This window comes from Joostella atrarenae (assembly GCF_021764745.1).
GTDB classification, from domain to species: Bacteria; Bacteroidota; Bacteroidia; order Flavobacteriales; family Flavobacteriaceae; genus Galbibacter; species Galbibacter atrarenae.
The window spans coordinates 1-11,218 of sequence record NZ_JAETXX010000021.1; the positions used below are offsets into that span (position 1 = coordinate 1).

6 protein-coding genes are annotated in these 11,218 nt (G+C 31.9%); 1 reads left to right on the forward strand and 5 read right to left on the reverse strand.

What is annotated here, in order from left to right; all coding sequences use genetic code 11:
• A partial coding sequence (locus JM658_RS16650) for a site-specific integrase (protein ID WP_236960957.1) occupies nucleotides 1-1,020 on the forward strand: 1,020 nt, incomplete at its 5' end.
• Between the two features lie 165 nt (nucleotides 1,021-1,185).
• Here the strand turns inward: JM658_RS16650 and JM658_RS16655 are convergent.
• The 5 genes from JM658_RS16655 to hsdR are packed head-to-tail and all read right to left on the reverse strand — an operon-like array spanning nucleotide 1,186 to nucleotide 10,531.
• On the reverse strand, nucleotides 1,186-3,861 hold the full coding sequence (locus JM658_RS16655; RefSeq protein WP_236960959.1) for a P-loop NTPase fold protein: 2,676 nt from the start codon (nucleotides 3,859-3,861) through the stop codon (nucleotides 1,186-1,188).
• A gap of 8 nt (nucleotides 3,862-3,869) precedes the next feature.
• On the reverse strand, nucleotides 3,870-5,210 hold the full coding sequence (locus JM658_RS16660; RefSeq protein ID WP_236960961.1) for a restriction endonuclease subunit S: 1,341 nt from the start codon (nucleotides 5,208-5,210) through the stop codon (nucleotides 3,870-3,872).
• A complete protein-coding gene (locus tag JM658_RS16665; protein WP_236960963.1) occupies nucleotides 5,210-6,670 on the reverse strand; it encodes a class I SAM-dependent DNA methyltransferase in 1,461 nt (486 codons plus the stop codon). The genes JM658_RS16660 and JM658_RS16665 overlap by 1 nt, the downstream gene beginning before the upstream one ends.
• A gap of 16 nt (nucleotides 6,671-6,686) precedes the next feature.
• Complete coding sequence (locus JM658_RS16670) at nucleotides 6,687-7,316, reverse strand: 8-oxoguanine DNA glycosylase OGG fold protein (RefSeq protein WP_236960965.1); 630 nt, start codon at nucleotides 7,314-7,316, stop codon at nucleotides 6,687-6,689.
• Between the two features lie 2 nt (nucleotides 7,317-7,318).
• Nucleotides 7,319-10,531, reverse strand: a complete 3,213-nt coding sequence (gene hsdR / locus JM658_RS16675; RefSeq protein WP_236960967.1) for a type I restriction-modification system endonuclease — start codon at nucleotides 10,529-10,531, stop codon at nucleotides 7,319-7,321.
• Nucleotides 10,532-11,218 lie beyond the last annotated feature (687 nt).

Below are 11,218 nucleotides of genomic sequence, written 5' to 3' on the forward strand. Positions count from 1 at the left end.
TTAAATCGAATCCATCAAACTTTTGTAGATAATGACATCGAGGTAACAGCCAAGGATCTGATGTACCAATTACGGGGCGGCTCCAAGGTGAAATCAAAACTTATCCTAAAAGTATTCAAGGAGCACAATGAAAAAATGGATACTCTAATTGGAAAAGATATAACAGCATCTACAGCGAGTAGATATTGGACCTGTTATCGTCATCTGGAATCCTTCATTAAAAAAGAATATAATACTACAGACTATGCCTTAAGAAACATAGATAACTTATTTATTACCAAATTAGAATATTATCTTAAAACCACCAGAAAATGTAATCATAATTCCACACTTAAATACATCAATAATTTTAAAAAAATCATTCGAATTGCCATAGCAAATCAATGGATAGACAGAAATCCTTTCTTTAATTATAAAGTGAAGTTTAAGCCTATAGAGCGTGAGTTTCTAACCAATAAAGAGATTAAGAGTCTATATGAGAAAGAATTACATTTTGATCGGTTACGCCTTGTAAGAGATATATTTCTTTTTTCTTGTTACACTGGATTGGCCTATTCAGATGTAAAAAAACTTTCACAGGATGATATTATTATTGGCATCGATGGATATCAATGGATTCGTATCAAACGAACTAAAACAAATACAGTAAGTAGTATCCCTTTACTTCCGGTAGCTTTGGAAATTTTGGATAAATACAAAGAACATCCAGAAGTTAAAAAAGAAAAATATATCCTCCCAGTTCTAAGTAACCAAAAGTCAAATGCATTTTTGAAAGAAATAGCCGAGCTGTGTGGAATTAAAAAAAATCTTACCACCCATTTGGCTAGACATACGTTTGCTACTACTGTAACACTTTCCAATGGTGTTCCTATAGAATCGGTCAGTCGTATGTTAGGACATAAATCTTTACGTACAACACAGCATTATGCAAAAATTATAGACCGAAAAATTAGTGATGATATGAAAGCCTTAAGAGAAAAATTAGAGGTGAATGAGAAGGAGGTTTCTAGGTATAAATGAGCTGAACCAAATAAGGTTTATTATAAGTTTTTATTCAAAAAATATTTTTGATTCTTGAAACTTATATAACTTACTGTTATTAACGACCTACAGGAAGCTCTACATATAGTTATTCAAGATTGTCATTTATTATATATTATCTAATTTAGATGGATCCATAATCATTTAATACTCCCTGTAATCTAAAGAATTATATCCTTTTTTTTTAAATTTCTCGAATAATTTTTTATTTTGTTCTAAGCGTTCTTTTTGCTTATTGTTATAAGTAGATATATCTATATGCAATAAAAACTCATAATAATTCTGCCATCCCATAATGATAAAATTTTCATATATTTCTTTATTCTTTGGATTATCTAGACTCTTTTGTAATTCTTTTTCATTCGAAAAAATGTGAGGTAACCATATAGATGTAACATACTTAGCATAATCGCTTGGAGCTTCATTTCCAGACTCTTCATTAAAATCAAACATTCCATTGTCTAAATAAAAATAAGATCTTTTTTCTATATCTTCTCGTAAAATTTTATTAACCTCTATTGGTTTTAGCACCTTATAATTTAAAATTATTCTTTCAATAAGTGAGTGATATGATCTACTAATTGAAATATAACTACCCTTTTTAATGTTTCTTTTTAATTTAGAGATTAAAATATCTTTAATATAAGGCTTAAAGACCTGGTAATTTTTATATTCTATATATTCATTTTTTTTATAGAAATTGCTTTCTTGTCTTTTCAAATTTAAATTTAAATCAGACAATAGTAAGTCTACAAAAGTAGTTTCAAACCTAAGAGTATATTCTTTTATATAATTAATAAAATCAGACTCTTTGCCATCAAAAATATTATTATTTGCTCTGTCCAGAATATCAATCATTAATTGATTTTGGTCAGGATTATAATTGCTAAATAACCCCTCATTAGCAGCATTCAATATATCTTCAAGTATTTCTTTCTTACTAACATTAATTTTTCTTAGAAGCTCTCTTAACTCTATAAGAGCTTTAGTAGATACTTGTTTATCTTCTATTAAAGACAACTCCTTCGTCAATAAAACTAGCTTTCCTTTTTCAATAACTTTTTTAAAATCTGAAAGAGTATAGTGACCACTTACAATACCATTTCTCAAATAAAAAGGTAACATAAAATGATTCGTTATACTAGTTCTATTGTTTCTGTAATATTCTTCATCTCTCTCCTTAAATAATATCCACAAAGATGCCAATATTACATAAATGTCTTCATTTTTAAAGTTTTTTGCGCATAGAAAACATCTTAACTTTTCAATTTGGTCATCTTTTAGTATCTTAAATTTATCATCTGAAAGATGCATAGGGTTTACTCCTACATCATTAATGTTTCCGCCAAAATCATCAAGTACATTTTCCAATTTTATAATGAATTCGGCATCTATAAACCTATATTTAAAAGAAAGAAGTTTCAATAAAAGATACTCAGGTATATTTATATTTTCAATTAAGCCTTTATTAACTAAAATAAATTTTATTTCATTTATAAATCTTTTAATATCTCTATCTGTTCTAAGAAAACTATTAAAACTAATTCTTTCAAAACCAATATTCAGTTTTTCAATACAACTAGGTATAGATTCAGATTCGTCTTTTAAGATATGAGATAAATTAGAAAAGCTAATTCTAATTGATTCATTTTTATCATCATATGCATCATGTTTAGGAAAATTTACTTCTAAATATTTAAATAGCTTATCATTAATTTTTAATGGCTCGTGAGGCAATAAGTTAATAATAGTCTGAAATATTTTATCGCTAAAGTATTTCTTCTCTGTACCTAAAATTAACTCTAAATAGTTAACATCATAACCTGAAATAAAGATTACATTATTAAAATTCGACAAAGTTCTAATCAATTTATATGTAGCAAGAATTTCATTCTTTTCTAATCGATCTAAATCATCTAGTAAAATCACTATTTGACGGTCAATTTTTTTTATTGCATTTTTAATGCGATTAAAACGAACTTCTAAAGAACTTTCTTCAACAAATATAGATTTCCCTGCTTCAATAGCTTTCCCTATACCATTTGGAGTAATATGAAGAATCGCATTCACATATTTATCTACCTCATTAGAAATTTCTCCAGAATATGGAGATAAATTATTTGATAATTCGGAGAAAAAATTATCTATTATAGCTTCACTATCCTTATTTCTCCAGATATTATACCAGAATATAATACCTTCTTTATTTTCTTGTTTATATTTATAATAAAAGCGATTGAGAAAAGTAGATTTACCATAGCCCCATGACGCATTTACCCCTATACTAAAAGAGGAATCAGGCATAAAACCATTTAAACGCCCTAAAAGATTTTTTAATATTAACTCGTTGTCAATTTCGCCATCATATACTCTATCTTCTATGAAAAAGCATTCTTCTTCCTTACTTCCTTTTAAAGATTTCGACTCTACATCTCTTTTTTTGTATCTATTCAACACTAGAATATGAACAGCAGTAAACATCAATATAAAATCCACATATTTTATATACGTACCGTGCGGCAAAAAAGAAATACTATCGAAAAAAAATCTTTCTAGAAAATATATGACTAATAATAAAACTCCCGTTAAAGTGTATTGCCAACTGAATTTAAACTTATTATCAAATTTAGAAGTATATAAAATGAATATTACAAGACAAAAGAGAATGAGGCCTATCTTAAAGGAAACTGATTCAAAATTTATAATACTTGAAATTGAAATTAAGAATTCAATAATTGTTTGCCTAAATACAAAATAAGTCGCTATGAATATTAAAAATTTTATTACATACGATCTGTTTGTTTCTAGAAATTCATTCATCTTCAAGTCTATTTTTTCACAACCTTCTTCTTTCTAGTTGGCTGTTTTTTATTTTTCACTTGTTTTTTTAACCCCTCAATCTCCTTCAATAAATTTCTTGCATCCCCATCTGTAGGCAGTTGTTTTACTAACTCCCCCTTAAAAGCCTTATGTAAAATAGATTGTGGCAAATTTTCAACTTTGGATTTTAGGCTTTTATGTTTCTGCTCAATAGCAGCTACTTTGGCAAATAAACTTTCTACTCTGTTGACGATTTCTTCCTGTTCTTTTAATGGAGGTATATTTATTTCAATTTCCCTACACTGAGTTAGAGATATATTAACCTGTCCAACCACTCCTCTAGTTTCATTTATTAAGTTGTTAACAGGAGTCCCTTCTCTTAAAAAATAATAAAGATATTTATTTTGTAACTTCTCTTTAGGTCTGAATAAAGTTATAGCTTGATTAATATTACTTCTTTCATATTCTTGAGGAATAATAGCTACTTTATTTAATGGTGGTCCAACTATATTCATAAGAACATCACCAGGTAAACAAATGGATTTTTTACACTGGGTGATATTTATTTCATCACTAATATACTGTGGGCGGTAATCAAAACTAATCATTTGATTAACTATATTATAAACCTTAAAAAATGGTATTCCTGAATCTTGAAATTTACTACCTCTTGGTGTGCCTCCACTCTGAACTTTTTCACAGCATTCTTTTGCTAATTCTTTCACCCACTCACCAACATCTCTTCCCATTCTCCATTCCTCCGTCAACTTCCCGGTAACAGCTTGGGTAAGCACTTGCTGTTTAAAGTTTTTAAGCAATAGTGGTATCTTTTCTAAACTTTTTTTTATGGTTTCATGTCGCGCAAATAAAGCATCTAACTTCGCTACGATACGGTTTTGTTCTGCTCGTGGAGGGAGGGGGATTTCTATATTCTTAAGGTCATTTTTATTAAATCCACTCTGAGCAGTTCTTTGAAGAGAAAGTATTGGATTTTGAAAAATTTGTGAACTTAAAAGATACTTTATAAAATGGGTGTTGATTTCATCTGGAATAATAACCTTAGCTAGTGCAACATTGTAAGCACCTTCCATTCCATACAGAATTCGTCCTATGGATGCACCATATCTAGCAATTAAAATATCATTTTTTTTACAGGTTCTAAGCTTAGAAGTTTTGGGTATATAAGTTGGTATAGGTTTATTCCCAAAATCTCTTATCTGGAGTAATCGAACATACCCCTCTGTAGGGAAATCAATAAATGTTGATTTTGGAGGTTGAGTCCCTCCTTCTATGTTTAGAATAGTAGTAAATGGTACGACGTTCCAATTCTTCGGCAATTTATTCTCCATTAACTCAACTCTTTTATCATGGTATTCAACTCTTTGGTAATGCTGTTTAATTCTGCTAAAGCTTCTTTAGCTATTTCAATTGGTTCGCCTAAGTCTTCGCCATTGTTAATGCTGTCATCGGCTATTAACCCAAGATCTAAACTATCGTTCTTTTTGGCAATCTTCTCACGGGTAATATATTGCCAACGTTCATCCTTTATCTTTTCTCTCTTTTTAGTATCAATGATCCCTTCGTAATCTTTTTCTACCTTATCAAAAGTTATTCCTCCGGTATAGGCGATGATAAAATCTTCAAAAGCTTTTTCGGTAAACGGGGTACGTTTTCCATAGTTAGGTACATTGGTACGCATATCGTAAAACCATACGCCTTTGGTATTGTCGGTTTCTGTTTTCCCTCTGGTAAAGAAAAGTACATTTGTTTTTACGCCCGCTGCATAAAATATTCCCGTTGGTAGGCGTAAAACAGTATGTAAATTGCATTTATGCATTAAATCTTGCCGAATGCGTTGCCCATCTCCATCTTCAAACAATACATTATCAGGTAAAATCACTGCTGCCCGAGCCTTTCCATTATTCTTTAAGCTTCTGTATATGTGCTGTAAAAAGTTAAGTTGTTTGTTGCTGGTTGGGTATGTAAAGTCATCACGCGATGGGCGTTTTCCTCCCTTCTTGGTTCCAAAAGGTGGATTTGCCAATACACCGTCAAAGTTTTTCAAGCTTTTCCCAAACTCCGTTAAAGTATCGTTTAAATATATGGTACTTTCCATCCCATGCAAACGGGCATTCATCAAAGCCAATCGGTGCGCATCACTTACCAGTTCTACGCCACTAAAGGCTTCTTCTTCCTGAAACTTACGATCTTTGGCGTTTAATTCGTAATAATCATCTGTTTTACTTCGTAAATAATGGTCAGCCGCAATCATAAAGCCAAAAGTTCCGGCTGCAGGATCGTTCCATCGCTCGCCTACTTTAGGCACTACAAGGTCTATCATTACATTAATCAGCGGACGCGGTGTAAAGTATTGTCCGGCTCCGCTCTTTTTCTCGCCGGCATTTTTTTCAAGTAGACTTTCATAAATGTCACCCATAACATCGCGATCATTCTGCTCGTACCAATCTATCTTATCGATGGCTTGTACCAAGGTGTTAAAATTTACAGGTTTACGAAGGCTTGTGGAGGCATTGGTGTAAATTTCTTTGATGCTCTCGCTAGATGTTTCATTACTAATTTCAGCCAAAAACTTGCGATAGCGCACAAAAGCCTCATTGTTATCGTGTTCCTCTACAAAACCACGCCAACGGTATTCTTTGGGAATATGCTCTTCAAAATTTTTGACTTCTGAGAGTTTTAAAAACAATATATATGTTAATTCATTTAAATATTGGTGGTATGTAACACCATCATCCCTCAATACGTTACATAGGTTCCATAATTTGTTTGCTATCTCTTCTGCGCTCATCGTTTATATCTCTTGTTTATTCTTTTAAATTCTGTCCAAACATAAATAAAAATAACTCCAATTGGTCAGGTTTTACTTTTATATCTTCAGCTAATTCATTCATCAATTTTAAATACTTCGGATATTTTTTCGAAGCATTTTCTCTTCTTAATTTTCCTAATTCATTAAGCTCCTCAAACACCCCTTCACTAACTACGCTCATAATACGTTCATCCAAAATAAGCGATGGATACCCATTGACTTTGGTATTTAAAAAATAGAGAAACTTGGTAATGGTTGAAATTCCTAACCCGTGTATACTCTTTAAGTCGGTTATAAACCTTTCGTGTGAAATATTTAGATTTCTGTATCCGTCTAATATTTCTGAAACCTTACATAAAATCGAGGAATCTAAGACCTTTTTAATATTTCCTCCTCTGCCACCATTTGGATAACCCCACATTAAAGTTTTTATGATGAAAAGTTTTGTATTTGTTGACGCTTCAAACAAATCTTTTCTTGAAATTCTAATCTCACTATTGTCTTCAAATAATTTATAATCACTACATAGTGCTGAATGTTTAGACCAATTATTCGCTTTAACAATAAATGCCTGATCTTTATAAGGTAAATTCTCGATCAATGCTGAATAGTCTTTAATACGCATATTTAGGCAGAATATAAATTTTCATTCAACGTAGTGATAATTTCATCCAATCTATTTTCAAATATTTTATTTAGCCGTTGGTAGCCGCCGTCTCTATTAAAAGGCTCTTGATTTAAATCGGGTATTTGTAAGATAGTTTCTTTGAGTAATTGAAACTCAAAACGCTCAATCCATTTTAATTGAATTTTATTCCAGCCTTTCAGTTCTCTAATTTTATCAACTGCATTTTTAATGCGATCTTCATGACTTACTAAATCGGTATCTAAAGCCATCGTCCTGATAAAGGAAATAATATCGGCAGCTACGTCTTCATTTTTCCATTGTTTCCAAGCTGTATTCAAGCCAATGTCCGTATATCCTTCTTGGTCTAATAACAATTTAAGTTCTTTTAATGAAGCTCTATCCAATTCAGATGGACGCGTGCAAAGCATATTGATGGCTGCAATTTTATTCCTGTTTTCTTGAATAAAATTTTTAAACCCTTCGATATAATCTTCCGGTTTTTCAGCTTTTCCATACCCTCGCTCAATTCCAATCAACTCATCATCATGATCGGATACCAATTGCTTTTTTGGTCTATACACTTTTTTATCCAGAAACTTCCATAAGCTAGCATAATCTGCCACTACTTTATGCACCTCTTCCCCAGAAACCTCTTTTAAACGCTCTATCAATGTTTCAGGACTTTCACCATTTGCTAAATATATAAATTCTTCCTGACGTTCTTCTATGTTCTTTTTCTTCCGCTGCAATTTTGCAATAATTTGCTGCAATTGTTTTTCAGCTCGCTCAGGAGTATCAATAAAATCTAATTCTTCTACGAGTCTTTGAAATGAAATACTCGGGTTTGAAACTGTTTGCATTTGTGTATAATCTTCCAAGGCTTCATATACTTTTACTGCATCATAAATTCTAAAATATTCTTTGCCAATATCATCGCATTTTCTGGTTGCTCGCCCCAACATCTGTTCAAATAAAATTCTAGAACGAACCCTTCGTAGAAAGACTAAATTGGTAATTTGCGGGACATCAATACCTGTAGTTAATAAATCAACCGTTACAGCTATAGTTGGATACTTTTCATTCTTTAACCTTTTGGTTAAACCAGTTGGATCGTATGCACTACCTGTAATTTTTTCAATCGCTCCCTGCTCAATATCACAACCTATATTTGCAAATTCTTCACGTAAAATGTCAACAATCATATCTGCATGGCTATCGCGTACAGCAAAAATGAGTGTTTTCTCCTCACTTTCAGGATCCAGTTCTTGCACCAATTGTTTAATGACTTCACGATTAAATGACTCTGTAATAACAAATTTATTAAACTGTTCTATCTCAATAAGTAATTCATCTTCTAGTTCTGCTAATTCCTCCAACGAATTAGTTTCAGGGTTATAAACAGTCGGTTTTTCTCCTTTTTGCCATACGATTCCCTCTTCACTCAGCTTGGTTTTTATTAAATAAGGAGGTTCATGATCTGTTAAATAGCCATCAATAACAGCTTCCCGATAAGAATAACTATGCGTTGGCTTTCCAAATATTTCTGTTGTATGTAAAGCTGGTGTAGCGGTAAGGCCTATTATATAAGCATCAAAATACTCAATTACACGCTTATACTGACTCACATAATCTTTTTCATCCTTAAAATGTAAATCGCCTTCATCTATTTCCTTATCTAGATTATATCCACGATGTGCTTCATCTATAATAATACAATCATACGTATCAATAGGAAGGGGCTCTTCAGAATAAAATAATCGTTTTACCATACTTTGTACTGTGGCAAAATGCAAACGTGTATCTGAATCCGGTTGAACAACCGTGGTATCTTCCATTTGATAAATCCCCGCAAAGGTCTGAAGGTTTTCAACTTTATTATCTTGAAAACCATCTTTAGCTTGTCCTGCCAATAAGGTTCTATCGGTTAAAAATAGTATTCTTTTAAAGCGATCCGATTTTATAAGTCGATAAGTAAGTCCTAAAACTGTTCTGGTTTTACCCGTCCCAGTCGCCATTACCAATAATGAGCGTTTCTCATTAGGGTGCTGACGTATCTTTTTCTCAATAGCTTTTATAGCATATATTTGATAATACCTTAAACTTAAGCCATTTTTATTTTGCAAATATTCATAACCACTTTCTTCTAAACGCTCATCTGCAATAGCAGTGTCACGTTGATATAATTCGAATAAACCTTGCGGAGAATACCATCCGTGCAAAGCTTTAGGATGATTCCTCTTATTTCTGATATCTAAAAACCAAATACCACTTTTCGTCTTTAATTGCTCTAAATACGATCTCCCATTTGTGGAAAATAAAAAAGGAACTTTGTACCCATGCCATTCTCCTATTAATTTTGATGAACCTGACATAGTCACTTTTTCGGCATATATTTTTGACTGCTGTAAATCTGTAGATATGTCTGTTGCATATTTTTTAGCCTCCACAATACCATATAGTTCTGTGCCCATAAATAGCGCATAATCCGCCCATTTTCCTTCACATGGCCATTCAGCTATCGCTTTGTTCTTTCCTTTTTCGGGTAAAGACTTATTTTTCTTAAAATTTATTTCTTCGGTATCACATTCCCATCCTACACTTCGCAATTGCTCATCTATGAGTGCTCTTGTTTCCGCTTCCGACTTGTCAATATTTCGAGCATTTTTAAAAGATCGCTCTTTTCGCTCTTCTATAATCTGTGTTGAGGCATTCAGAGCAGAAATTTTAGATTCATAATCAATCACTTGCTGAGATAGCTTTTCTAATTGTTGCGTTAACTCTTCAACCGATTTTTGCTCCTCCGTTTCTGGTAACTCATAAGCTTCATTCTCTAAATAATCACTCTCATAGGTTTCAAAAAACCATTTTGACAATTGATAGCACTTCTTTAGTATAAATAACGCCTCTTTATAGGATCCTGATCCACTATGGGAAGCCTTATTTCCCGATTTACGAATAACATGCATTAAATCTGCAACAGGATCCGGTATAGAATTCGTGTACTTAAGTTGATTTATACGTTCTACCTGCTTTCCATTGAAAAAACCTAATTTTTCAAAATTCCATATCAATTGAGATGTCTTTTCAGAAAACAGACGTGCTTTTGCTAATGCAGAGCTAGGATCCACATGAATAAGCTTTTCTGTAAGCTCAGCAATAGAAAATAACTCTGGATATTCAGATTGTAAGAATTTAAACTTTGAATGATCCATTATTTGGTATTATAAAGGGAGTCTAAATATAGGGTAATACTCCTACATTCACAATTATCATTATTCTTTTGATTGCTTCTCTTTGTATTTTGTTTGATAATTTATTTCAATTAAAGAATAATACAAACAACAGATAGTCCAAAACACTTATAACAATATCGAGAGAAGAGCTATACAATTTAGTATCATTTACTTCCCGTAACACCGTAAAAATATATAACTATTCAAATAATAATCCCCGAAAATTAAGAGCTTTAAGCACAAGCATTTTTTTTCTTCAGCTGCTCTTTATTCTTTATAGAAAGATTAAATCATAATATAAAGCTTACCTAAAATAAGAATCCTAAGTCCATCTTATCGGAATTCCTTTGTTGCATTTAGTTTCACTTCCTGCTAGTTCCTGGTTCTTCATAATTAGGTTTTAATCTCCTATATCCCGTAGCTGTTACTCTTTTTTTTGATCGCAAAACACCAACATTTTGGAGTTGAGCGGACTGCATAAGTCGCTCCCCTAGCTCGCTTTTATAAGTCCTTGTCAATCCAAAATATTGAATCCGTGTAAGCATCAAAAAAGATAACAGCTATACGGCACTATGGGAAGTAAATCAAAACCAGTTTATCATGAAATCACCAGTAAAATATCAATTAGGAAGTGAAACTAAAAAAAATCAAAAAAGAAAAACGCTG